Origin of the sequence: Paenibacillus plantarum, assembly GCF_013141695.1 — a bacterium.
Lineage (GTDB): Bacteria > Bacillota > Bacilli > Paenibacillales > NBRC-103111 > Paenibacillus_E > Paenibacillus_E plantarum.
Genome location: NZ_WHNY01000034.1, coordinates 42,685 through 66,451, shown reverse-complemented (window position 1 = coordinate 66,451; position 23,767 = coordinate 42,685). Strand labels below are relative to the sequence as shown.

Annotated in this window: 31 protein-coding genes; 6 read left to right on the top strand and 25 right to left on the bottom strand. The window is 45.0% G+C overall.

The features are described 5' to 3' along the window. Positions 1 to 3: 3 nt before the first annotated feature. The 16 genes from spoIIAB to GC096_RS10585 form a co-directional block, all read right to left on the bottom strand. Positions 4 to 450, bottom strand: a complete 447-nt coding sequence (gene spoIIAB, locus GC096_RS10660; protein ID WP_057312135.1) for an anti-sigma F factor — start codon at positions 448 to 450, stop codon at positions 4 to 6. Then, positions 447 to 800: an anti-sigma F factor antagonist gene (gene spoIIAA, locus GC096_RS10655; RefSeq protein ID WP_082595419.1), complete on the bottom strand. Its 354-nt coding sequence runs from the start codon at positions 798 to 800 to the stop codon at positions 447 to 449. The genes spoIIAB and spoIIAA overlap by 4 nt, the downstream gene beginning before the upstream one ends. Before the next feature lie 140 nt (positions 801 to 940). Continuing rightward, complete coding sequence (locus tag GC096_RS10650; protein WP_171630212.1) at positions 941 to 2,116, bottom strand: D-alanyl-D-alanine carboxypeptidase family protein; 1,176 nt, start codon at positions 2,114 to 2,116, stop codon at positions 941 to 943. 170 nt (positions 2,117 to 2,286) lie between these two features. Then, complete coding sequence (locus GC096_RS10645) at positions 2,287 to 3,588, bottom strand: pyrimidine-nucleoside phosphorylase (protein ID WP_171630211.1); 1,302 nt, start codon at positions 3,586 to 3,588, stop codon at positions 2,287 to 2,289. Between the two features lie 134 nt (positions 3,589 to 3,722). Further along, on the bottom strand, positions 3,723 to 4,106 hold the full coding sequence (locus GC096_RS10640; RefSeq protein ID WP_171630210.1) for a cupredoxin domain-containing protein: 384 nt from the start codon (positions 4,104 to 4,106) through the stop codon (positions 3,723 to 3,725). A gap of 147 nt (positions 4,107 to 4,253) precedes the next feature. Next, the gene (locus GC096_RS10635; protein ID WP_171630209.1) at positions 4,254 to 4,700 is read right to left on the bottom strand and encodes a flagellar protein; all 447 of its coding nucleotides are present in this window, start codon (positions 4,698 to 4,700) and stop codon (positions 4,254 to 4,256) included. A gap of 156 nt (positions 4,701 to 4,856) precedes the next feature. Beyond that, positions 4,857 to 5,711 (bottom strand): purine-nucleoside phosphorylase, encoded by an 855-nt coding sequence (locus GC096_RS10630; protein WP_171630208.1) that lies wholly within the window; start codon positions 5,709 to 5,711, stop codon positions 4,857 to 4,859. A 43-nt stretch (positions 5,712 to 5,754) separates the two neighbouring features. Beyond that, on the bottom strand, positions 5,755 to 6,582 hold the full coding sequence (locus tag GC096_RS10625) for a purine-nucleoside phosphorylase (RefSeq protein WP_171630207.1): 828 nt from the start codon (positions 6,580 to 6,582) through the stop codon (positions 5,755 to 5,757). 40 nt (positions 6,583 to 6,622) lie between these two features. Next, positions 6,623 to 7,798 (bottom strand): phosphopentomutase, encoded by a 1,176-nt coding sequence (gene deoB / locus GC096_RS10620; protein ID WP_171630206.1) that lies wholly within the window; start codon positions 7,796 to 7,798, stop codon positions 6,623 to 6,625. A 123-nt stretch (positions 7,799 to 7,921) separates the two neighbouring features. Then, positions 7,922 to 8,818, bottom strand: coding sequence for a site-specific tyrosine recombinase XerD (xerD, locus tag GC096_RS10615; RefSeq protein WP_171630205.1), 897 nt, complete (start codon positions 8,816 to 8,818; stop codon positions 7,922 to 7,924). 86 nt (positions 8,819 to 8,904) lie between these two features. Continuing rightward, positions 8,905 to 9,141: a DUF4227 family protein gene (locus GC096_RS10610; protein ID WP_171630204.1), complete on the bottom strand. Its 237-nt coding sequence runs from the start codon at positions 9,139 to 9,141 to the stop codon at positions 8,905 to 8,907. Positions 9,142 to 9,200: 59 nt separating this feature from the next. Continuing rightward, entirely contained in the window at positions 9,201 to 10,331 is a 1,131-nt protein-coding gene (ald, locus tag GC096_RS10605; protein ID WP_171630203.1) for an alanine dehydrogenase, read from the bottom strand. Between the two features lie 239 nt (positions 10,332 to 10,570). Further along, positions 10,571 to 11,041, bottom strand: a complete 471-nt coding sequence (fur, locus tag GC096_RS10600) for a ferric iron uptake transcriptional regulator (RefSeq protein ID WP_068661963.1) — start codon at positions 11,039 to 11,041, stop codon at positions 10,571 to 10,573. Between the two features lie 105 nt (positions 11,042 to 11,146). Beyond that, positions 11,147 to 11,788 carry a stage II sporulation protein M gene (spoIIM, locus tag GC096_RS10595; protein ID WP_312886239.1) on the bottom strand — a complete coding sequence of 214 codons (642 nt, stop codon included), beginning with the start codon at positions 11,786 to 11,788 and terminating at the stop codon, positions 11,147 to 11,149. Positions 11,789 to 11,849: 61 nt separating this feature from the next. After that, entirely contained in the window at positions 11,850 to 13,031 is a 1,182-nt protein-coding gene (locus GC096_RS10590) for an endonuclease Q family protein (protein ID WP_171630202.1), read from the bottom strand. Further along, positions 13,032 to 13,586, bottom strand: coding sequence for an NUDIX hydrolase (locus GC096_RS10585; protein ID WP_171630201.1), 555 nt, complete (start codon positions 13,584 to 13,586; stop codon positions 13,032 to 13,034). It lies immediately after the preceding gene. Positions 13,587 to 13,680: 94 nt separating this feature from the next. Between GC096_RS10585 and mciZ the strand changes: the two genes are divergently transcribed. Then, positions 13,681 to 13,872: a Z-ring formation inhibitor MciZ gene (gene mciZ, locus GC096_RS10580; RefSeq protein ID WP_171630200.1), complete on the top strand. Its 192-nt coding sequence runs from the start codon at positions 13,681 to 13,683 to the stop codon at positions 13,870 to 13,872. A gap of 67 nt (positions 13,873 to 13,939) precedes the next feature. Here mciZ and GC096_RS10575 read toward each other — a convergent pair whose 3' ends face one another. Beyond that, on the bottom strand, positions 13,940 to 15,070 hold the full coding sequence (locus GC096_RS10575) for a M20/M25/M40 family metallo-hydrolase (RefSeq protein ID WP_171630199.1): 1,131 nt from the start codon (positions 15,068 to 15,070) through the stop codon (positions 13,940 to 13,942). A 72-nt stretch (positions 15,071 to 15,142) separates the two neighbouring features. On the opposite strand from GC096_RS10575, the gene prli42 reads away from it, so the two are divergent. Next, on the top strand, positions 15,143 to 15,247 hold the full coding sequence (gene prli42 / locus GC096_RS10570; RefSeq protein WP_157256922.1) for a stressosome-associated protein Prli42: 105 nt from the start codon (positions 15,143 to 15,145) through the stop codon (positions 15,245 to 15,247). A gap of 4 nt (positions 15,248 to 15,251) precedes the next feature. On the opposite strand, the gene GC096_RS10565 is transcribed toward prli42, so the two are convergent. From GC096_RS10565 to lpdA, 4 genes are all read right to left on the bottom strand, one after another. Then, positions 15,252 to 16,586, bottom strand: coding sequence for a dihydrolipoamide acetyltransferase family protein (locus GC096_RS10565; RefSeq protein WP_171630198.1), 1,335 nt, complete (start codon positions 16,584 to 16,586; stop codon positions 15,252 to 15,254). A 48-nt stretch (positions 16,587 to 16,634) separates the two neighbouring features. Further along, the gene (locus tag GC096_RS10560) at positions 16,635 to 17,615 is read right to left on the bottom strand and encodes an alpha-ketoacid dehydrogenase subunit beta (protein WP_171630197.1); all 981 of its coding nucleotides are present in this window, start codon (positions 17,613 to 17,615) and stop codon (positions 16,635 to 16,637) included. A 2-nt stretch (positions 17,616 to 17,617) separates the two neighbouring features. Beyond that, positions 17,618 to 18,628 carry a thiamine pyrophosphate-dependent dehydrogenase E1 component subunit alpha gene (locus GC096_RS10555; RefSeq protein WP_171630196.1) on the bottom strand — a complete coding sequence of 337 codons (1,011 nt, stop codon included), beginning with the start codon at positions 18,626 to 18,628 and terminating at the stop codon, positions 17,618 to 17,620. 108 nt (positions 18,629 to 18,736) lie between these two features. Beyond that, positions 18,737 to 20,161: a dihydrolipoyl dehydrogenase gene (gene lpdA / locus GC096_RS10550; protein WP_171630195.1), complete on the bottom strand. Its 1,425-nt coding sequence runs from the start codon at positions 20,159 to 20,161 to the stop codon at positions 18,737 to 18,739. Between the two features lie 287 nt (positions 20,162 to 20,448). Between lpdA and GC096_RS10545 the strand changes: the two genes are divergently transcribed. Continuing rightward, entirely contained in the window at positions 20,449 to 20,712 is a 264-nt protein-coding gene (locus tag GC096_RS10545; RefSeq protein WP_056614619.1) for a DUF2627 domain-containing protein, read from the top strand. 39 nt (positions 20,713 to 20,751) lie between these two features. On the opposite strand, the gene steA is transcribed toward GC096_RS10545, so the two are convergent. Then, complete coding sequence (steA, locus tag GC096_RS10540; RefSeq protein ID WP_171630194.1) at positions 20,752 to 21,909, bottom strand: putative cytokinetic ring protein SteA; 1,158 nt, start codon at positions 21,907 to 21,909, stop codon at positions 20,752 to 20,754. Between the two features lie 133 nt (positions 21,910 to 22,042). Here steA and GC096_RS10535 point away from each other — a divergent pair, with 133 nt between their 5' ends. Beyond that, the gene (locus GC096_RS10535) at positions 22,043 to 22,228 is read left to right on the top strand and encodes a hypothetical protein (protein WP_145655418.1); all 186 of its coding nucleotides are present in this window, start codon (positions 22,043 to 22,045) and stop codon (positions 22,226 to 22,228) included. Positions 22,229 to 22,288: 60 nt separating this feature from the next. Here the strand turns inward: GC096_RS10535 and GC096_RS10530 are convergent, their stop codons facing one another. Further along, positions 22,289 to 22,468: a hypothetical protein gene (locus GC096_RS10530; protein ID WP_171630193.1), complete on the bottom strand. Its 180-nt coding sequence runs from the start codon at positions 22,466 to 22,468 to the stop codon at positions 22,289 to 22,291. 105 nt (positions 22,469 to 22,573) lie between these two features. Here GC096_RS10530 and brfA point away from each other — a divergent pair, with 105 nt between their 5' ends. Further along, positions 22,574 to 22,819 carry a ribosome rescue factor BrfA gene (gene brfA / locus GC096_RS39695; RefSeq protein ID WP_512699182.1) on the top strand — a complete coding sequence of 82 codons (246 nt, stop codon included), beginning with the start codon at positions 22,574 to 22,576 and terminating at the stop codon, positions 22,817 to 22,819. Here brfA and GC096_RS10525 read toward each other — a convergent pair. Continuing rightward, positions 22,777 to 23,034 carry a hypothetical protein gene (locus GC096_RS10525; protein ID WP_171630192.1) on the bottom strand — a complete coding sequence of 86 codons (258 nt, stop codon included), beginning with the start codon at positions 23,032 to 23,034 and terminating at the stop codon, positions 22,777 to 22,779. The two genes, brfA and GC096_RS10525, sit on opposite strands and share 43 nt — an antisense overlap. A 144-nt stretch (positions 23,035 to 23,178) precedes the next feature. Between GC096_RS10525 and GC096_RS10520 the strand changes: the two genes are divergently transcribed. Then, a complete protein-coding gene (locus GC096_RS10520) occupies positions 23,179 to 23,445 on the top strand; it encodes a hypothetical protein (RefSeq protein WP_028554204.1) in 267 nt (88 codons plus the stop codon). A gap of 53 nt (positions 23,446 to 23,498) precedes the next feature. Here GC096_RS10520 and GC096_RS10515 read toward each other — a convergent pair whose 3' ends face one another. Then, positions 23,499 to 23,729, bottom strand: coding sequence for a hypothetical protein (locus tag GC096_RS10515; RefSeq protein WP_056614631.1), 231 nt, complete (start codon positions 23,727 to 23,729; stop codon positions 23,499 to 23,501). Positions 23,730 to 23,767: the final 38 nt, after the last annotated feature.

Genomic DNA, 23,767 nt, shown 5'->3' with positions numbered 1-23,767 from the left:
CCCCTAATTGTATAAAGCTTTTTTAGATTCAATTCGCTTCAACATGTTTATTTTCGTTCCGATTCCGACGGCCGTCACAACTTCCACTTCGTCCATGAAATTTTCCATAATTGTAAAGCCCATGCCAGAACGTTCGAGCTCTGGTTTTGACGTGTACAAGGGCTCTTTCGCTTGCTCTAAATCAGCAATACCTTCGCCCTTGTCCTCAATCGTTAATCGAATCGTGTCATCATCAATTTCAGCTGAAATGGTAATGACACCATCCTTATTATTGTTATAACCATGTATAATCGAATTCGTTACGGCTTCTGAAACAACCGTTTTGATATCCGTCAATTCATCTAAAGTTGGATCTAACTGCGAAACGAATGCAGCCACTGCTACCCTTGCAAAAGCTTCATTCTCAGATCGACTGGCAAACTGCAAGGTCATAAAGTTTCGTTCACTCATAAAGCAACCTCCAAACTGGACATTGCATTACGTTCGTTATCTTGAATCGAAACGATCTTAAACATCCCCGAAAGCTCGAACAAGCGATAAACAGCTGGTGAGACATCACAGACGACCATTTTGCCGCCTTTGCTTGTGATTTGCTTATAACGGCCAAGAATGACGCCTAGACCTGAGCTATCCATGAAGGAGAGGTCCTTCAAACTAAGAATGAGGTGATGCGTTTGCTCCTTCGCAATGGCATCCTCCATCCTCGCCTTTACACTATCCGCTGCATGATGGTCAAGTTCACCCTTCAATCTAACAATCAGCGCTCTTCTGCCTTGCTCAAACTCAATTTGCATGCCCAATATGTTCACTCCCTTCAGGTCATGAACACTAGTTTCTACAACTGAGTTGGCAATTCCTGCCACCCGACAAAACTAGAAGAAAACCGCTAAAAGAAGGCAAAATATACGATCACATCAACTTCAATTCGCTGTTTTCCGCATTAATTCGTCGTAAATAACTCCGACGTTGTTCGCTTAAACAGCTTCCACCAAGAAGCTTTATCAACAGCTTGCGGAGACTCTAAAGGGTATTCAGCTAAGACATTATCCCCATTGTAGACCATGATTTTACCAATCGGTTGACCTTCGCTTACAGGTGCTCTCAAGCTTGGATCAAGCTGCAATTCATGTCGGATATTTGCCGTGTCCGTCCCTTTTTTCATCAATATGCTATAATTCTGCCTTGCAACTAACGGCACTGTCGATACTTGGCCCTTATTTATCGAGAAGCTTCCCAAACTATCACCAGTTTTGAACAATGGATAATTCGTATATTGCGCAAAAGCATAATCAAACAACTTCGTTACTTCCGCGTTTCGCGTTTTGGTATTTGGTTCACCAAGTACAACAGCAACAACACGTAAATTATCTCGCTTAGCTGTAGCAGACAAACAGAATTTGGCTTCGCTCGTATAGCCCGTTTTCAATCCATCTGCTCCGCTATAGAAACGCACTAATTTATTTGTATTAACAAGCCAGAATGGCTTAGGTGAGTCTTTGCGTAAATAATCTTGGTAGGCACCTGTAAAATTCGTAATCCCTTCGTGCTTAAGAAGTTCGCGTGACATAATCGCGATATCATTCGCCGTTGTGTAGTGATTAGCCACAGGAAGTCCATTACAGTTAGAGAAATGGGTATTCTTCATTCCGAGTTGCCCTGCTCGCTCATTCATCATGGCAACAAAATTCTCTTCCGATCCTGCAATTTTCTCAGCCATCGCGACAGAAGCATCATTTCCAGAAGCCATTGCGATGCCCTTCAGCATCTCTTGAACAGACATTTGTTCACCAGGCTCTAAGAAGATCTGCGAGCCTCCCATGGAAGCCGCATATTCACTTACGCTGACTTTTTCATCCATTTTAATGGTGCCCTTGTCGACTGCTTCCATGATCAAAAGCATGGTCATGATTTTGGTAATACTCGCTGGCGGAAGTTTGGCATCCTTATTCTTCTCCGCAATCACCGTGCCGGTATCTGCATCCATGAGAACAGCTGATAGCGCATTCGGTGTTAGATCCACGGGTTGTACCTTGGTTTCCGCCGCATAAATCGCTGGCAGTACCAGCATCACACTTAATTGTAAACAAATGAAACTGATTAGCCCTTTTTTTCGCATAGCAATTGTACCCCTCCTGTGATGTATGAAGTGAAAGTTTTGGCATTTTGCAGCATGAATGACTGCTAATCAGTGTTGACGAAATTCCTCTAAATTATTCCATGACGGTGAAAATAACCCAGAACGAAAAAAACACCTTCCGTTAGGAAAGTGCTTGTTTTCTACCTCTGCTATTCGATTACATCATAAATTAATTGCTTCGGTGCAGGCTGAGTTGACGTGATCTTATAGGCATCGAGAATCATCGCTTCAACCTCAGCTACATCGAGGCGATTCGCATGGATGGTACAAATGGATTCCCCTATTTGAATGGCATCCCCTATTTTCTTATTTAACGTCAGTCCTACTGCATAATCAATCAAGTCTTCCTTCTTCGCACGTCCCGCGCCAAGAACCATCGCTGCGATACCGATATTTTCAGCTTGAATCTCGTTAATGAAACCATCTTGTTGCGCAGTAACCTCGATATGATAAGCTGCCGTTGGCAATAGCTCAGGCTGATCAACAACACGCGAGTCGCCGCCTTGGCTGGCGATAAAGCGCTTGAACGTATCCAATGCTTTCCCCTTGGAGATGATGTCACGAACAGCTTCCTGTGCCTCCTCAAAGGAGGTAAATACCTTACCGAGGACTGCCATATATGCCGCAACAGAAATCGCAACCTCCGTTAGCTCCTTGTCTCCTGTTCCGCGCAGTACATCAATGGATTCTCGAATTTCATTCGCATTTCCGATTTCGCGGCCAAGCGGCTGATCCATATCGGTAATCATCGCAATTGTTTTCCGATTCAGACGAGTTCCGATATCGACCATTGTACGAGCAAGTACTCTTGCATCCTCGACCGTTTTCATAAAAGCACCAGAGCCGATTTTCACATCCAATACAATTGCTTCAGCGCCTGAAGCAATTTTCTTACTCATGATGGAACTGGCGATCAATGGGATCGAATCCACCGTTGCCGTTACATCACGTAAGGCATAGATTTTCTTATCTGCAGGAGCCAAATTGCCGCTCTGTCCGACAATGGCAATTTTATTCGTGTTAACCGCTTCAATAAAGGCTTCCTTCGACAACTCGATTTGAAAACCTGGAATGGACTCCAGCTTATCCAACGTACCACCTGTATGCCCTAAACCTCTACCTGACATCTTGGCAACAGGTATTCCGAGCGAAGCCACAACAGGTCCTACGATGAGACTAACTTTATCTCCTACGCCTCCCGTCGAATGTTTATCCACTTTCACACCAGCAATTGCAGATAAATCAATCATTTCACCGGATCCTGCCATTGCGAGTGTAAGGAACGACGTTTCTTCGTCTGTCATTCCGTTTAGGAAGGTCGCCATCAAGAAAGCGGACATTTGATAATCAGGAATACTTCCCGCGGTATATTCATTGATGATAAATGTAATTTCCTGCTCACTTAACGCTTCACCAACACGTTTCTTATGTATTAAATCAACCATTCTCATGATATTACCTCCTTAGAGTTTTCAACAGAATACTGATATCGTAAGCATCCGCTTAAGCTTCCATCTTACATCACATTTAGGAAAATGGAAAAAAGGGAGCTAATAAGCCCCCTCTTATCTGTTATCTATGAAGATTATTGTACAATTAGTTTGGATTTCATTTTGGCATGTCCTTCGCCGCAAGGAAGAACGCAATCAATTTCATATGTACCTGGTTTGTCAAACGTAATTTCTTTCGAAGGGTTTTCTTTATCAAGTTTAATATCCAACCCAACAATTTCAACCGCATGTACGCCTTCTTTTAAAGATAAAGAAACTTTCGTAGGCTCACCTTTTTTGATCGTGTACTCTGGCGTATCGAACTGCCAGTTTGAAGCAACTAATTTTAGCTGTTGCATTTTACCAGCGGTAGCCTCAGCTTCCTGTGCCTCTTGGCGATCAGAAATATCTTGAAAGAGGACTCCCAGCCCCAATGCGCCCGCAAGTATAAATAGTACAAAGAAAATCCACTTTTGCATGCATATCCCCCTCATCGTGTGTTCACTTCATCTATTCTACCTAACATCAGAGAATAATCCCATATCTAGTCCGTGGCAAAACTTTGACTATTCCGTGACAGAATTGTGAACTGAACTCCATCTTACTATTACCCATTCCACGGCAAATTACACGTGATTCCAACGATCACTAATTTTGAAGCCACCCGTGTTACCCTGAGGTTTCAATTCAGGTTGCTTCATTTGCTGCTGTACGGAACCACTCTCTGAAAGCTTTCGAATATCACGAGTAATACGCGTGCTGCAACTTACACACAGTTTATGTTCACGAATTGGTTCCGCACAGGAAGCACATAGATAACTCAAATTAGGATAATCACCAAGATGTAACTTGCCTTCCTTCATCCAAACTTGTAATTGAATAATGGAAACGCCTGTAACATCACAAACCTGCTCATTCGTGGATCGGTAATTTCTACGGAGATAATCAACACAATCCTTTAATTGATCATTGATACTTGTACTGCATTCCATGCATTGGTTTCGTAAATTTCGTTGAAACACTTTCCCGCAGCGCGGGCAATTGGCCACCATGAGTTGCCCAAGAACTGCCATGCTCCAACACATCCTTCTATGGAATAGGTAATCTCACACAGAGATATTACCATTAAATATAGTCCTAATTAACTATATTGTATCATGAGTCCCATAGGAAGAATAGGTCTTAAGGCGCCCAAATTCACAAAAAATCACGTTATAACCCAATCCAATTTATCCCAGTTGTACCTCGCGAACGAACGCTTTCACCAAAGCAATAAATTTGGGCTTCGTTCGATTCGCCACAGCCACAACCTGTTCATGCGTCAAGGGTTCAAGTTCCTCACCAATGGCCATATCTGTAATGCATGAAATACCCAGCACTTTAAGGCCTGCATGGCGCGCAGCAATCACTTCACCTACTGTGGACATACCGATCGCATCGCCGCCAATACGCGCAAGCATCGTCAATTCTGCCGGAGTACAGTAGGTAGGCCCTGTAATACCCGCATATACGCCTTCTTGCAGCTGGAGTGGAACGCCATCCTCTCCAACGATGGAAGCTGCTAGCTTACGAGCAAGGCTGCGGTATTCGCGATTGTACGCTTCGGACATATCAGGAAAACGAACACCAAGCTCGGCATGGTTCGGCCCAATCAATGGGTTGTCCCCTGTCATATTAATATGATCACTTATCAACATCAAATCACCTGCATGGAAAGAACGATTCATCCCACCGCACGCATTCGTCATCACAACGGTCTGTACACCGAGGGCTTTCATCACGTAAACGGGGAACACCACTTTTTTCATATCATAGCCTTCATAATAATGAAAACGGCCTTGCATCACGATAACTTGCTTGCCTTCCAAAGTACCAATTACAAAGCGGCCTTCATGGCCCTCAACTGTTGATACAGGGAAATGTGGAACGTCACTGTATTCGATCGCTATTGGCTGCTCAACCTGATTCGCCATATCACCAAGTCCTGAACCTAGAACAAGTCCAATGGATGGTGACACGCCGCCTAAACGCGATTGGATGAAGCTTGCAGCCTCATTAATTTGTTGAATGTAAGTCAATGTCATGTAGATCTCCTTATCTGCTTATAGAGGTTGTTTGAACACGCACTTATAGCGCCTCAATAATACCTAGAACTAGCTTCAAAAATTTAGGTTTAACTTTCTCCGTCGTCTCCATCACTTCTGCATGGGATAACGGTTGATCTAATATACCCGATGCCATGTTGGAAATACAAGAGAAGCCCAATACTTCGATGCCTGCATGACGAGCGACAATAACCTCAGGAACAGTTGACATCCCAACCGAGTCTCCGCCCAATGTGCGGAACATGCGAATTTCAGCAGGTGTTTCATAGTTAGGACCAAGCAGCCCCACATACACACCTTCTTGTAATTTAAAATCTTGTGTAGCCGCGACATCGTGCGCTAACTTACGCAGACGCTTACTGTAAGCCTCTGACATATCTGGGAAGCGAACGCCTAGCGCTGAATCATTTGGTCCAATCAATGGATTGCGGAACGTCATATTCAAATGATCGCTGATGACCATGAGATCACCCACTTGATAGGTTTCATTGATTCCGCCAGCAGCATTAGTAACGATCAACGTTTGTACGCCAAGCTCTTTCATTACACGTACTGGGAAAGAAACCGTCTCGGCTCCGTACCCTTCATAAGCATGGAAGCGCCCTTTCATTATGAGGACCTGCTTACCTTTAATCGAGCCTACAACTAGCTCTCCAGCATGTCCCTCAACAGTAGAGACCGGGAAATGCGGGATACGGGAATAGTCGATTACGATAGGCTCTTCAATTAAATCAGCTAGAACGCCAAGACCTGAACCGAGAATAAGACCAATTTGAGGTGTAATATTGGTTTCTTGTTTAATAAATGCTGCTGCCTCTTGAATTTCTTGAATCATGGATGTACCTGACATGTCATCATGCCTCCTCAAATTAATGTAACTCCGATTTTATTTATTTCAAAAGATGAAGAAAACTCTCACCATTCTTTGTTGGTTCTACACCAAAGTTGTCAGCGATCGTTGCGCCCAAATCTGCAAACGTTCCCCGGATTCCCAAGGAAACTGGCGATTGGAAGCTAGGGCTATATAGTAAAACAGGTACATACTCACGGGTATGGTCCGTCCCCGCATGCACAGGATCATTCCCATGATCCGCGGTCAAGATCAGCAGATCGTTCGGCCCAAGTCCTGCCTTCAGCTGTGGTAAATAGGCGTCAAATTCCTCTAACGCCCTTCCATAGCCTTCAGGATCACGTCGATGACCATACAAGGAATCAAAATCGACTAGATTGGTAAAAGCTAGGCCCTTAAATGAGGTTCCGAGCACGTCAATCGTTTGCTGAATGCCATCCAAATTACTTTTCGTTGAAGTCGCTTTCGTGACTCCTTCTCCGTCAAAAATATCATTAATCTTGCCAATGGCAATGACATCCCAACCGGCATCCTTCAGTTGATTCATAACGGTAGGCTCAGGTGGCTTGACTGCGTAATCATGTCGGTTAGGCGTTCGTTTGAATGCCCCTGGCGTACCCAAATAAGGTCTTGCAATTACACGCCCTACGGCAAATTCATCTTGCATAGTTAGCCTGCGGGCAATCTCGCAAGCCCGATACAGCTCGTCTAAAGGAATAATGTCTTCATGTGCGGCCAACTGGAACACACTATCAGCTGACGTGTAGACAATCCATACGCCAGTCTTCATCTGTTCTTCGCCAAGCTCATCTAAAATCTCAGTCCCCGAAGCCGGTTTATTACCGATTACTTTCCGACCTGTCTCTTGCTCAAATTGCGAGATCAAGGCTTCTGGAAAACCGTCAGGGAAAACTTTAAATGGTGTAGAAATACGTAACCCCATTAACTCCCAATGACCTGTCATCGTATCTTTGCCAACGGAAACCTCTGCCATTTTGCCATAATACCCTTCTGGCGACGATACCGGAGGAATCCCTTGAATGTCTGCAATATTTCCTAATCCCATTTGCTGCAAATGGGGCAACGCGAAGCCGCTGACTTTCTCAGCAATATGACCTAGCGTATGTGCGCCAAGGTCGCCAAACTGATCAGCATCCGGCAATTCTCCGATGCCTACACTATCTAATACGATTAAACTAATTCGTTCAAAGCGCACCGATGTCCCTCCAAATCAATTCCTAATTGTAATGATATCCACCCTTCATTATCCCACTTCCAACCCGTGAATGCAAAACAGCAGCAATTCCGGTTGGAAGTGCCGCTGCCCTTCTGTCAACAATCATAAATGAGCCCTAGGGTGTGCTCGATTATAGACATCTTTCATTTTGATCTTCGTGACCTGCACATAGAGCTGTGTTGATGAAATATCGGAATGACCGAGCATTTCCTGAACAGATCGCAAATCCGCACCATTTTCGATCAAATGTGCAGCGAAAGAATGTCTCAGTGTGTGCGGCGTAATTTCATTCGTAATTTCCGTCTCCAACGCATAGCGCTTCATAATTTTCCAGAAACCTTGTCTCGTCATTCGAGTACCTAAGTGCCCGATGAATAGTGCTTCTTCGTCTACCGATCTTTTGAGCAGCTTGATGCGATACTGCTGAATATACGTATCAATGACCCGAATGGCAATGCCGCTAAGCGGAATCACCCGCTCTTTCTCAGCTTTGCCGATACAGCGAATGAAGCCCATCTCTAGGTTCACATCGGCTACATTTAATGCGACGAGTTCTGAAACACGAATCCCTGTGGCGTAGAGCAATTCAAGCATGGCTTTATCCCGTGCACCATTCACTTGCTCAGATTGAGGCGCCTCCAGCAACTTTTCAACTTCGAGAATAGTTAGAACCTTCGGAATCCTTTTTTCCAACTTAGGAACCTCGATGAAAACAGAAGGATCGGAATCAAGGAGCCGTTCTTTCACCATGTATTGAAAAAAAGAGCGTAACGAAACGCGTATTCGTGATAAAGTCGCTGATGCTCGTCCGAGCGTTTTTAATTGTGAGAGATAACTCACAAGATGCACTTTCCCTGTATCTCGCCAGCTTGTAACACCTTGCATCTCAAGATAAGCAACAAATTGAAGGAGATCCCTTTCGTAGGATTCGAGTGTATTCCGTGAAAGTCCTCGTTCAGTCGTTAGAAATTGGATGAAGGATTGTAGCTCACTCGTCATTATGTCAGTCTCTCCCTCGTTTACCTGCTATATCTTTCATTCTATAGCATTCCACGGTGACAAGAGAGATTCCTTTATTTTTCGCTTTACTCACCGTACCAATAAAACAAACGCAATCGCTCACTCATAGAATTCGATTCAAAGGAAACACGCTCACTTTGTCCGAATACTTTAACGGATTTGCCCGTCGGTGCTTTGTACTTGTTCACAGGCTGAATCCAGCCAGATACGGCTAACAGAACTTGATATAAGATGACCGTCAATGCCACAAAAACCAAGATATACTGTAAGCGAACAATTAATTTCCGATAGGAAAAAATCATAGCCCGTCCCCCATGTCTATTCCATGTCTTAGGAACAGAATATGAGGCTCGGCCCATGATTATGACAGGTCAATTAATTTGGTATAAGGCATTCCTAGCGCTTCAGCGACCGCTGGATGGGTGACACTGCCTTTGTACGTGTTCACACCTAGTTGTAACGTGTAGTTCTCTGCTAAAGCTTGTGTGAAGCCTTTATTCGCCAACTCCAATGCGTAGGGCAAAGTGACATTCGTCAACGCAAGGGTTGACGTACGTGGAACAGCTCCTGGCATATTGGCAACCGCATAATGCAAGACGCCGAACTTCTCATAGGTTGGATCACTATGAGTGGTTACTCGATCAATTGTTTCGATGGATCCCCCTTGATCGACAGCAACATCCACAATGACAGCACCTGGCTTCATACTCTGAACCATCGCCGCTGTCACTAATCGCGGTGCTCTTGCCCCTGGAATGAGCACTGCCCCAATGAGCAGATCTGCCTTTTGGACTGCGCTCGCAATATTATACGGATTGGACATCAATGTACGGAGATGCCCTCCGAAAATGTCATCCAAGGCTCGCATCCGGTCTGCACTTCGTTCAATAATAACGACATTCGCACCAAGTCCTAGTGCCATTTTGGCTGCATTCGTGCCTACGATACCACCGCCTAGAATAATGACGTCTGCCGGTGGAACACCAGGAACACCGCCAAGCAGAATGCCGCGGCCGCCATAAAATTTCTCGAGATAGTGGGCTCCTATTTGTACAGACATGCGCCCCGCAACTTCGCTCATAGGTGTTAGCAAAGGCAGGGAGCCATTCGGCAGTTGTATCGTCTCGTAGGCAATACCAGTCACTTTCTTCTCCAATAATTGAGCTGCCAGATCACCAGCTGCAGCTAAGTGCAAATAAGTAAATAGAATCTGGCCTTCTTTGAAGAAGCCATATTCAGCAGGCAACGGCTCCTTTACTTTCATGATCATATCACTTTGCGCCCACACTTCAGCAGCATATGCGACAATTGTAGCGCCTTCTTGCTTATAATCCTCATCCGAAAATCCACTGCCAATGCCTGCTCCCGCTTCGACCAACACATGATGGCCGGACATTTGAAGCATCCCTGCACCGCCCGGGGTCAAAGCAACGCGATTCTCATTGTTCTTGATTTCTTTAGGAACGCCAACGACTAGGCTTGGTTTCGACATACTCGCCACCTTCTTCCTTCGGTTCAAATATAAGAAATTATATGTTTCACACGATAAATCGGCTATATTTCTAGATAAACGGATTCGTCTATAATGTACCCAGACTCCCTTGCCAATTATGTGACAGTAAGCTAACTCTTAGCTACTATGTAGCATATGAAGCAAACACAAAAATGCCTGTATGCATTTGTCTGCATACAGGCATTTTCATAAGTTCAACAGCTTCCTTGCGGCAGCTGTTAGTGGGATTTCTCCAATGAGTCCGGTTTCCCTCGTTCGTTGCATCGATAGCATATGCCTTGGAAATCAAGGCGATGATCTAAGACTTGGAAATGAAATTCAGTCTCTAACCGTTCTTCGAAAGGTCCGAGCCAGTCTTCCATGATTTCATCTACGGCTCCGCATTGCACGCAAATTAAGTGATGGTGATGATGTCGTGAATTATCGTCACGTAAGTCGTAACGAGCCACGCCGTCGCCAAAATTCATTTTCTCCAAGACATGCAGTTCGCTCAGAAGTTCTAACGTACGGTACACTGTTGCTAGGCCGATCTCTGGCGCTTTATCTTTCACAAGCATAAACACATCTTCTGCACTAAGATGATCTTGTTCATTCTCCAGTAGAACGCGAACAGTTGCTTCCCGTTGAGGTGTAAGCTTGTACCCCTGGGATTGTAGTTGTTGTTTAATTTTCTCGATCCTTGCTTCCATATGCCTCCCCCTCAGAAAGGTGGGCATCCTAGCCCATTTTTAGCCACTCTTTTCATTATAGGGGGAGCTTGCTGACAAAGTCAAACACAATCACAATTCATTTCATTACCCATAAACCCCCACCAGCATTGGGGTTACCCATTTCATCATGTATTGGGAGAAGTATCCTTCTAATAAAGCAGCGGCTAAAAGGAAGCCTCCCATCACTAAAGTGATGGTTGTATATCTCATGAAGGGTTGGTAAATGTTACCACTGCGACTCATAATTCTATGCTTTATCATATAAAGCGAGAATGACATCGCAGCCACGCTGCAGAATAAAATCGCTGGTATAACGATCAAATTTTGAGGAACAACGGCCACAAGCGCAAAAAGCATCCCTTTCCACGACATTTGACCCACGAGGTATCCAACCGTGAAGCCAATCAGCACACCTTTTAGAAAATCCAATACTAAGATCAACGGCAAACCTATTATCGACAAGCCAAATAACCAGATTAATAGTATCCACTTCATATGCATACCGAATGCTTGACTAAACGATTGCTGGCTGTCAATTTCGATGCCTTCATTAATTTCATGAAAAAAACTGCCCAAATGGCGGGTCATTTCCGTCCTCTGTTCCAAGGAAAGCGCATTAACCATGACGGCACCGAAAACAACGCCAATAACAAAGAGCACAGAGACGAATATAAATAACGGCAAATTATCCTTCATATATTGTTTCATCGTTAAGTTCCTATTCACACTCGCCACTCCCTCCTTGTACAACCTCTACAAAGACAAGCTTATGAGTGAAAAGGTAAAACTATGAATGATTTTTCACTTTGCCATACTTTCCGCCGCCGCCAACTTCGAGACTTAAGGTCCCTTTTCGAGCACTTATAAGGTACGCAGCAATCTCGTCCCCAACGACACTAGCTAACGCCTCCGGCGTTGCATGGTGCAGGACCTGCATTTCCGTTCCGAAATGACTTAGCAATTGGTCAAGCTTCTTCGGACCCATTCCTGGGATGTACTCTAAGGGGACTTGAAAATGGTACGGTGGTCGATGCGCTGGCTGATAAGACATCTCCCGATCTGCAATCGCCATGATTCGATCCATGACGCCGCGCACAATTTTGGCACTGCCGCAATTCACACAGCGTTCCACTGCCGTTTCTCCATCGTCCAGTACAGCCTCACATAGGCTGCAATAGGTTCGGTGATATTTGCCTAATCGCGAATTCAGGCCATAGTTGGCTGTGACACCTCGTCCATCCTGACGTCGAAGCGCTTTAACTAACTCATCAAACGTTGGCTCAGCAAGTTTCATCTGGTTGTATTCACGACCTATTTTGGCCAAGGAATGGGCGTCTGAATTCGTTATATAAGTGAAATCATCGAGCTCAGAGATATACCCAGCCATATCCGAATCCGCACTTAGCCCGAGTTCAACGGCAGGTATCTGCTTCACATCAAGCAACTCGTTCATGCAGCTTGTAGCGCTGCCGTACACGCTTTTGTGCGGCGTGAAGATGTGTGCAGGGATCAGGATGCCTCCTCGGCCCAATACCTCTTCCTGAAGGTCACGAGCAGGCACGTAGATGCGCTGAGAACTAAGCTCCACATTTTTCATATGCCGGCTCATCCATCCCGTAAACTCCTGCATTACTTGAAGGTTTGGCATATAGGCCAAAACATGAGCTGGCCCCATTCCAGGGTCTCTCACTTCAATTTCACTCCCCAGGATGATGGACGTATCCCGATACCGAATCCCACCACCCTCGAGCTCCGCCATGTCTCCCTTATCCAAATACATCATAATTTCCTCTTGGACTGACGGAGAGTGCGTATCGATGATGGAGATCATCTCCATCCCTTTGCGGTTCGCAGCTTCATGGGCAATATTGAAAAAGGTGAGATTATTCGCTGCGCTAATTTTGACAGCTTGACCTTTCTCCGTCCGGCCAATATGAATATGCAGATCAACATAGTAATCCTTCAACATTTAGATTTGACCCGTTAACTTGTATAGCTGCCAAGCATACACCGCCATGATCGTTTTGGCGTCACTGATACGTCCCTCACGCATATACTGCTGAGCTTGTTCTAAGGTGATCGCTTCACAATCAAGGAATTCGTCCTCATCCGGGTTCGCTGTACCCTTTACTAAATCTTCCGCTATGAATAAATGGATGATCTCATCCGCAAACCCAGGCGACGTGGAGAATGAACTTACCAATCGAATGTTATCTGTCTTATAACCTGTCTCTTCCTCAAGCTCACGCAAGGCCGCTCTCAAAGGCTCCTCACCGCTGTCGAGCTTCCCCGCAGGGATTTCCACCTGACTCTTCTCAAGCGGCTTACGGTACTGCTCTACGACGATCATTTTATCCCCTAGGAGCGGGATCACCGCTACTGCGCCTGGATGCTTAACGATCTCGCGAGAAGCTGTTCCTCCATTGGGCAATGTCACTTGATCTACTTGCAAGGAAATTATTTTACCCTTGAAAATCATTTCGCTGCTTATCGTCACTTCTTCAAATTTCTTATGGTCCGTCATTCGTGCACCTCATCCTCATTAATTGGTCTAACTTGTCCACATGCCGCATATCGTTCATTATATCAAATATTTTCCTGAAAAGAGGGTTTGTGAGATGAAGAGCTATGTGAGTGCCAAACAAATTCGACTTGTAGGTAAAGCATGGGAGATCAAATATCAGCTTCAGCAAATGCTGCAACAAGGAGATCCGAAGATACCATTGGTTGATTATTTAGCAGGCATGTACATATCTCAGAAGACTTCCTCACAAGGACCTTCACATAAACTTCGAATCATCCATGCATGAAACAAAAACGAAAACCGATTAGCCGCGCCAGTTGGCGGACGAATCGGTTTTTATTTATTTTCTGGATCTAAACCTTAGCAGCTTCTTTCACAAGCGCCACGACGAGTTCAGCTGTTTTGACGAGATCCTTGATCGCAATGCGCTCTTTGACCGTATGAATGTCTAAATAACCAACGGCCAAATTCACAGTAGGAATTCCCATCCCGTTGAAAACATTCGCATCGCTGCCGCCACCTGAGTGGAACGTGCTTGCCGTTAACCCTATCGTGCTCATCGCACGTGAAGTTAATTGCACAATCGGTGCAGAATCATCATGCATATAGGATGCGTAGACGATATCCGCATGGAATTCACAGGTCGTGCCCGCTTCTTTAGCAGCGGATTCGCAAGCCTGTTTCATCGCTTCGATCTGCGCTTCCAATTTGTGCTGAACAATACTACGTGCTTCCGCTTCCATCTTCACTTTATCGCATACGACATTCAACGGGCCAACACCAGAAAAGCTGCCAATATTAGCTGTCGTCTCATTATCGATTCTACCTAGTGACATGCGAGAAACGGCTTTGCTAGCCACTTGGATGGCCGAGATGCCATCTTCTGGATTTACACCAGCATGCGCTGTTTTGCCATGGAAAATGATTTCAATCTCTGCACGCCCAGGAGCCGCAGTAGCAATAGCGCCTAGATTTCCATTGGAATCTAATGCGAAGCCATATTCAGCTTCCATAGAGCTGCGTTCCATGGCACGAGCACCTTTCAAGCCACTTTCTTCACCTGCGGTAATGACGAACTGAATACGGCCATGCGGAATGTTCTGTTCCTTCAGAACTTGAATCCCTTCGAGCATGGCAGCAATACCAGCTTTATCATCGCTGCCAAGAATCGTTGTGCCATCAGAGCGAATATAACCATCCTCACCGATTTGCGGCTTAATGCCATTCCCTGGAGCAACCGTGTCCATATGGCATGTGAAGAAAATGGTAGGAATCGCCGGATTGCTGTCTGTCGCTTCCAATGTGCAGATCAAGTTACCTGCACCGTGTCCACTCTTGGACATCGACGCATCTTCAACAACCTGTAAGCCATACTTGCTGAATTTCTCTTTGAGCACAACACAGATGTCTTGCTCAAATCTCGTTTCACTATCCACTTGAACGAGGGAAATGAATTCTTGGACTAAACGATCTTGTTGAATCATGTACTTTCCTCCGATACACACTTTGAGTTACAATAAAACGGTACAAGCTTGGATGAAAAAGGAGTGAATCCCGTGCTACAGAATAAGAAATGGTTCAAAGTCGTTATTTACATTATGCTCTTCGTTATGCTGTTATCCAGTTTATTGTTTACAGCCGGATTATTTTTCACGTCATAAAAAGTTAGTAAATTTTAGTATCCGCGTTGTAGCTTTCTAAATTTTCTTTCACTCTTTGTAGGAACCTTCCACAGATCACACCATCCAGAATCCTGTGATCTAGCGACAAACAAAGGTTAACCATGGAGCGCACCGCTATCATATCTTGAATAACGACAGGCTTCTTCACGATCGATTCGAACGTCACAATCGCCGCTTGCGGATAGTTAATGATTGGGTACGACAGAATCGAACCGAAGGAGCCTGTATTATTAACGGTAAATGTACCGCCAACCATATCCGTAAGAGCTAATTTCCCCGCACGCGTTTTCTTCGTCAACTCATCAATTTCCCTTGCAAGTCCTGCGATATTCTTCTGATCTGCTTTCTTGATCACCGGTGTCATAACGGAATCTTCCGTTCCAACTGACAAGGAAATATTAATGTCGCGTTTCACGATTATTTTATCAACAGCCCATACGGAATTAATAATCGGATAATCTTTGATCGCGTTAACGACAGCTTTCAGCATAAACGCGAGGTAAGTCAAGTTGATGCCCTCGCGGCGCATGAACTCGTCCTTCACTTTGTTCCGAAGGACAACTAGATTCGTTACATCCACTTCGATCATGGTCCAAGCGTGTGGAATTTCGGTGACGCTTTGACGCATCTTCGTAGCAATCGCATTACGCATAGGTGTTACATCAATGAAATGCTCGTTTCGAGCATCCAAGTTGTGGCCTTCTGCTTCGATCAGTGGTGTTTGTGGACTCGCCGACAAATGGATACCCGAGCTGCGAACAGGCTGATTAACTGGTTCTTCTTGGACAACAGATGCTGCTGCGGGCGATGCTGCTGAGACTACTTGAACAGCCGCAGGTGCCGCGTTAGCTCCACCTGATGCGATGAAGGTCTCTACATCCTTGCGCGTAATACGTCCGCCAAGGCCTGTCCCTGCAACGCGTGACAAATCGACACGGTTATCTTGGGCAAGTCTGTGGACCGCTGGAGAGAAGCGTCCACGCATGCTTTGATCCGCGTCTTCGGACGCAACAGCTGTATCCGTGACAGCAACTGGCGCTGCTGAAGCCGCCGCTGAGGAGCTAACAGGCTCCTCAATGACACAAATCGCTTCACCAACGGCAGCCGTTTCACCGTCGCCGACAATAATTTTGATCAGCTTGCCCTCAATAGGGCTAGGCATTTCTGTATTTACTTTCTCAGTGAATAGCTCACAAAGAACATCATATTGTTCAATATAATCGCCTGGCTTTTTCAGCCATTTGCCGATTGTAGCCGAAACGAGACTTTCCGCCAAATGCGGAACAGTAACCTCGGTGAGGCGGCCGGTTTGGTTCATACAAGTACCTCCTAATTTCGGAAAAGATCAACGAATAAGAACAAATATTTAGAATAAAGCAAGCTGACGCATAGCATCCTTCAACTTATCAGCATTCAGAAGGAAAAACTTCTCCATCGGAGGATTACTGCCTACAGCTGGAACGTCAGGGCCGCATAATCTTGCGATCGGCGCATCTAACTCAAAAAGCATCTCTTCCGCGATAATCGCAGATACTTCCGCTCCGACACCACCGGTCTTGTTGTCCTCATGGGTAATGAGTACTTTGCCTGTTTTTCTAGCGGCTTCTAGGATCGCATCGCGATCGAGCGGCTGCAAGGTACGCAAATCAAGGACATGTGCCGAAATACCTTCCTTGGCCAGCTCCTCTGCGGCTTGAAGCACATAATTGACTACCATGCCATAAGCGATGACAGTAATATCCGTTCCTTGACGCTTCACGTCAGCTTTGCCGATAGGTACGATGTAGTCTTCTTCAGGAACTTCAGCCGATAAGGCCAAGTAACACTTCTTATGTTCAAAATAAAGCACAGGATCGCCATCGCGAATAGCCGCTTTCAACAGACCCTTGGCATCATACGGATTCGAAGGTGCTACGATTTTGAGGCCTGGCGTTCCGAAGAACACCGATTCTGGACATTGCGAATGGTACAAAGCACCAGCGCCTGTTGCGCCATAAGGAGCGCGAATGACAATCGGGCAGCTCCAGTCATTATTGGAACGATAGCGGATTTTCGCCGCTTCGCTTAGGATTTGATTCGTTGCCGGGAAAATAAAATCGGCAAATTGGATTTCAGCAATCGGCTTCATCCCATACATCGCTGCGCCGATGGCAACACCAACGATTGCCGACTCTGCAAGCGGCGTGTCCATCACGCGTTCTTCGCCAAATAGATCGCGAAGCCCCTTGGTCGTGTTGAGAACGCCGCCTTTTCCTACGTCCTCACCTAAGACGAATACGTTGTCGTCCTGTTGCATTTCCTCCTGCATCGCAGAGCGGATTGCTTCCAAATACGTTATAACAGCCATCTCTATTTGCCATCTCCTTCCGCGTAAACATGAAGAAGCGTATCTTCCGGCTTCGGATAAGGGGCAAGATCAGCATACTTCGTTGCATCATTGACTTCTTGCTTTTGACGTTCTTGAAGCGCTAGGTCCTGCTCTTCACTCCACAGCTCACAAGCGATGAGATACTCCTTGAATTTCAAGATGCCATCCTTCTTGCGGTTCTCTTCGACTTCTTCCTTCGTACGGTACAACATATCGTCATCCGAGGTGGAGTGCGGCATAATGCGATAACACAGCATCTCGATCAATGTTGGACCTTCTCCGCGAAGGGCTCTTTCTCTTGCTTCTTTCGTTACGCGGTACATTTCCAAAACATCGGTACCATCGACTTGAACACCTGGGAAGCCATATCCAACTGCACGATCCGCGATTTTGCCTGCCACCTGTTTATGAAGTGGGACAGAGATCGCATACTGATTATTTTCACAAACGAAGATAACCGGCAGCTTATGTACACCTGCAAAATTACAGCCCTCATGGAAATCTCCTTGATTACTGGAACCTTCTCCGAATGAGACGAAAGTAACGAAATCCTGTTTTTTCATCTTGGCTGCCAAAGCAATCCCCGCTGCATGCGGAACTTGGGTGGTAACAGGTGAAGATGCCGTTACGATATGATTTTTACGATCACCGAAATGGCCTGCCATCTGTCTGCCGCCGCTATTCACATCTTCTGCTTTACAGAAAATGGCGAGCATGAGATCTTTCACTGTCATTCCCACCGATAAAACAAACGCATAATCACGGTAATAGGGCAAAAAATAGTCTTTCTGAGCTTGCATCGCAAAAGCCATTCCAACTTGTCCGGCATACTGTCCCATACCGGATACGTGAAACGGAATTTTACCTGCGCGTTGCAGCATGAAGGCACGCTCGTCGAATTTAGTTACAAGGCTCATAACCGTATACATACGTACGGCTTCATCATCGGATAATCCTAAACTTCTGTGCTTATATAGCTGACCAATGGACATGGAGTTTGCCTCCTTAGTGAGATTAAATGGCTACTAAAACTTAATACCTGGTCCTAGTACTTGACTCTATAAGCATATTATAAACGCAAACGTTTATGATTACAATTTTTATCCGCTAATTGCAATGCCATCCACAGCAAGCATCGCTTCACCCAAAGCTTCCGAAAGTGTTGGATGCGGGTGGATGGTCTGTCCAACCTCCCAAGGCGTTGCGTTCAACATCTGAGCTAGCGCTGCTTCTGTAATGCTGTTGGTTACTTGAGGGCCAATCATATGAACGCCGAGAATATCATTCGTGTCTTTATCTGCAATCACTTTCACGAAGCCATCGGAGTCCCCATAAACTAGAGCTTTCCCTATTCCTTTGAAACTAAATTTGCCAACTTTCACTTGGCGACCTTGATCAATCGCCTGCTGCTGGGTCCAACCAACACTGGCAATCTCAGGTCTTGTATAGGTACATTTGGATACAAGGTGCGTTTGAATTTCATCTGGCTGATGACCAGCAATATGTTCTGCAGCCAGAATTCCCTCATGGCCGGCCATATGTGCCAGCATAAGTCCGCCGATGACATCACCAACCGCGTAGATGTGGGATTCCGTTGTTTGCATATAGCGATTGACGCGAATGACGCCTTTATCAATTTTGACATCCGTATTCTCAAGACCCATCGCTTCGACATTCGCCACACGACCAACCGAAACGAGAACTCGTTCTGCGGATAGTTCCAGTACCTCACCCTGCTTGTCCACTTGCATCGTAACCTTGCCATCTGCCACTTTCACAGACTCCGGGAGCACCTTCGTACCCGTCTCCACCTTAATCCCACGTTTCTTGAATAAACGTTCTAACTCTTTGGACACATCTGCGTCTTCTAAGCTGACTAAACGCTTATCAACTTCTACGATCGTTACTTCCACGCCAAAATCGTTTAACATCGAAGCCCATTCAACACCAATCACGCCACCGCCAACAATGATGATCGACTTCGGCAAGCTTTCCATTCGCAGAGCATCTTCACTTGTGATAATTGAAGTACCGTCTATTTCTAATCCTGGCAAACTGCGTGGTCTAGAGCCCGTTGCAATTATTAAATTGCTTGAAAGGAGCGTTTCAATATCTCCATCCTCCTTCTCAACTGAAACAGCACCGCTGCGCGGCGAGAAAATCGAAGGTCCAATAATGCGTCCATTGCCATGGTGAATCGTAATCTTATTCTTTTTCATCAGAAATTGAAGTCCTTGATGCAGCTGATCGACAATTCGTTGCTTGCGTCCTAATACTTGGTCAAAATTCAGCGAGATGGATTGAGCTGTGATGCCATAATCCTCGCTATGCTTCATCGCGGCATACACTTCAGCACTTCTAAGCAAAGCTTTACTTGGGATACAACCCTGATGCAGGCACGTACCGCCCATTTTATCGCGTTCTACAATCGCTACAGACTTTCCAAGCTGAGCAGCACGAATTGCTGCGGTATATCCGCCAATTCCGCCACCTAAAACCACGACATCATATCTATGTTCACTCATGCATGGGAAGCCTCCTATTAAAAATTACTTGTTATATGTATACGTGCGTATCTATTATATTACCCTTTTTTGGGATCGAAGTCATAGTCTTATTTGTGAGAAAAACTTCTATCGAAGTAATTCGAGGATGAGCGACCGCGTTTTAATTGTTGTTTTTAATCGCCAATAAGAATTTGTTTTTCCGAGCACCGGAAACTTATTAATTCTTATGAGGGGAATTAGACACGCTAGCAGTTTCGGGGTATGATGTTAGAAAAAACATGTTTCATGTCAGGTAAGGAGTTACTATGAAAGCACCCTTTTATCGCTTTATTGCTATTCTACTTCTCGTTATTCCTGGAATAACCGCTACTTATGGCTTTCTCGCAATGAAAGATGCCTTTTTCGCACAATTTGATACAGTTGCTAATAGCGGTATGTTATGGGGAAAATTCTTCTTAGGCTTGGTATTGTTTCTGATCGGTGTTGCCTTTATTGGCGGCTGGACCTTTTTCAGAGATCGCAAGCGAAACTATTTAGCTCCACGATTCAAACCAAAACGCAACAAATAGACCGGACAATGCGTCCGGTCCTTTTTTTCGAGCAAGCCCTCATTCTACGCCAACAAGCTTCCACACGACATGACTCGCTCGTTTAAGTATCCAGTGCAGCTGCAATAGACTTAATCCAATGAAAACACAAGATAGACCAACAGTGGAAAGCACTTCTCTCCGCCACTCCGTTGGTTGAAGGGTTAGTGCTTGTAAGCTTTTGATATCTACGAGGCGAGCTCCAATTTTCATTCGAACAAGCAACGCACTCCCCATATTTGCTAAGCCTTTGGCTACAAAATCACTCATATACGATTGGACACCAACGGTAATCAGCCATTCTCCACCTTTTTCATAGGCTAACAATAAAGCAGCATCCTCACTGTTCCCTATACAGGGCAAGACATGATGATGCTTACTTAGACCATCAGGTGAACCAATATCAAGGATTCCTTGAGAATCTGGGTAGGTGTGGACAATGATTTCTGCACCACATTTCCACACGCGATTCGATATTTGATCTGCATCACTAACAACGACATCGGGTTGATAACCGCTAGATAATAGCACATCCGCACCTGCACCAACACCAAGTAATATCGGCTTAAACGCCGTTATAAATCCACTAGCGGCTTGCAGATCCTTCTTATTCCCTTTTCCATTGGACACTACTAAAATGTGTTTACCCATGAATTGTGTGCGCAGCGGCAAGTGGGGTAAAGATTCTCTGACAGCTTGCTTTTCTCGCATGGCAAAGGCCAACGTGTGTTCAATAAAGGGTTCCCACCGTTCACTCGCCTGCTCATGGGCAGCCCGTTGTGCTATCAGCCAATCTTCTCTCGTAAATTGCTTGCATGGAACAGATTGACCGCCCACATGGAGCCTATCCTGATAAATGATCATTTCTACTTCGTGCAAAAAGATATCAGCATGAACGGCATCCACTTCAATAATGGGGATATGCTGCTGCAACAATAATAGCGGACCTTCCGTCGGGCATAGACCACTCATGGCTTGCCCACAATGGACGATGGCTTTCACTCTTCGATCTAACAGTTCTTGTGCCTGTTCTTCCTCCATATCACTCTGCGAAAGCACGAGTATACGACCGCTTGAAAGCTGTTCAAATGTTTCAAATGAATCTGTTCTCTTAGCTATTTTCCCTTTGCAAATTAGGTTTGGCTTTGTGGCAAATAAAGATAAAGATGACCAATTCATGGTTAGACACCTAGCTTTCCTAACGTCGTCTCATGGCCTATCTAATTTACCCGATTCCACAAAATTCTATGTATATTTTAAGCTTTGAATGGCAAGCATTGGTTTATATTCGTAAAGAAAGGAGAGGACATCTATGGAGCTAAACATGAGCGCAGACGAAGTGTTAGGCCAAATTGTACAGCTTCACAGCACAGGGGAATCTCTAGCCAAAAAAAATGTGAAGAAGCTGCATCCTGATCTTATGAAAAACGCCCTGTATTACTACCCAAGCTGGGAACATGCTTTACAGAAGACCGGAGTAGGCACCATCGTTCACTAACATACATAGGTTGTACACTGATGCTCCGTGGGGTAGATCCCTACGGGGCCGTTTTATGTCCTACTCATCAATAACTTCCCACTCCACCTGAACCATTCGATCAACCCAGGTTCGAATTTTCACTTCGATCGCTTGCTCGATCTCATCATCCGTCATTTCACCAAGTTTATACTCGGCAATTTCGAGCACATCTGTTTTCTTCGTTTCGCCATCTATCGCTAATTGGATTTGAATACGCATGTCGTTCACCCTTTTTCATTATCATCTAAACTTTCCATTGCCACTTCCACATCACCTGTTACAATAGAAGTATACACACACTACAAACAGAAAAGAGGAATCACGATGTCTCGATCTCAAGCTCAAAAACTGCGTCAACGCCATCTACGTGAAGGCAAGCTAGATCCTATGATACAGCGATTGCACTGGCACGGTACGAACCCCGTAACCCGAACAACTCCAACACGAATAGAACTTCAAAACAAACAACAGAATAAACACAAATCAAGGAATTTGAACCATACTTTACATGGCGATAATTCCTTTTCTTATTCTGGGTCTTCAACTTCTCGAATGGAAATCCCTTGTTGAGCTGCGTAATGAATCATTTCTTCTTTCTCCGTTGGTCGGAAATTATATTTGCAATCAAACCCATTGAAGAATAACTGCCAATGCTTAACTACTCCTTGATCGTCAACCTCAAGCTCTGCCACATATAAAGAATCTGGCTCATCCTCGAACTGTAAACCGATGTGAATGAATGTCTGACCTTCTGAAATTTCTTGTTCACAATAGTCCATGATCATGTCCAGATGACCTCCTATTGAATAAAATCTTTTTTATTTATATAATATACTAATGCAACTGAGCAAACAAAGAGAAAAGCATGTTAATTTATGAATTTGCGATGTGGAATGTCTAGCTGAGCAAACTCTTAGGAGGAAATACATATGGCCTACGATCCGCAGGTAGTTGATGCAACAATAGTCAGTGATAATAAAAAGAACGGACTTTTCGAGGTTGTCGTTTCCTTGAAAGACCGCAACAAATGCCGTCTTTTCTTTGAAAGAGATGCTGAAACTGGCATCGGCCGCGTAACGGACTTGAACCGTTTGATGAAAGAACCTTGCCCAATTTGCCGCAAAGATTACCTTTGCAATTGCCTTGATCGCTACAAGTTCTCCATCGCTGATCAAGCTTTAACGTTCATTAAGTAATTGGCAGGAACATGAGAAACCCCCTTAGCCGCATTGGCTAGGGGGTTTCTTGTTTATTCGTAGATAACACGATAGAGCCCCTCGAGTAAGCTCTGGTAATTTCTTGGATCATAGGAAATCTCCGCAAAGGATACTTGAATGACCTTATTGCTTGTTTTCACAATAAAAAAACTCTCTAAGCTATTCTCAGCATCAATATATGTGTAGCACACCAATTGACTGCTGCCTGTCTGTTTGCGTAGAAATGCCGTCGCTTCTTCACTCTCATTCGCGAACTTAGGCATACTTCCACCTCCTAAGCACAATTCACTTCACTAGATTC